At 35.9% G+C, this 523-nt stretch carries 1 protein-coding gene; it reads right to left on the reverse strand.

Annotation, left to right across the window (positions count from 1 at the left end):
* On the reverse strand, positions 1 to 523 hold a 523-nt coding region (locus D1831_RS14450; RefSeq protein ID WP_225422905.1), incomplete at both ends, for a hypothetical protein.

The following is a 523-nucleotide window of genomic DNA, read 5'->3' on the forward strand; positions in this document are numbered from 1 at the left end:
TAAAAAATTTTCAATATCTACTTTACTGATACCTAGCTTTTCCAACCCCGTACTAGTTAAATACCTAGTTTCATCCATAGCAATTAAATTATGAGCCAACTCATGGTGGTAAAGTTTAAAGGTGAACCAGCGATTAGGGTAAGTCTTTATTTTATCGACTAAAACGTAGTCGTCCATCAGCCAAAGCTTTTTTGACGCATCGTCTAACGAATCGCACGTTTTACTCATAACCAGACCACTGCGTTCAACATAACCCAACTTATCGATTAGTACTGGTGAAAGTTGGACCTTTGGATCAATCGCCTGAATCATTGCAACGACTTGTTCATACGGATATAAAGGTTCATCAAATAAAGTTTTCGCCTTTTCATAAAAAGAGGAGGCCGTTGGTAATTTTGCATCCATATCAATTTGGTTATGGTGAATATATTTTGTATACGTTGCACTAATATAAACCCAAGCCGTATTACGTTTAAGATTGAAATTTTGTTCTCGATATGATGCTACCTCATCTATACTATGA

This window comes from Lactiplantibacillus garii (assembly GCF_003885105.1).
Lineage (GTDB): Bacteria > Bacillota > Bacilli > Lactobacillales > Lactobacillaceae > Lactiplantibacillus > Lactiplantibacillus garii.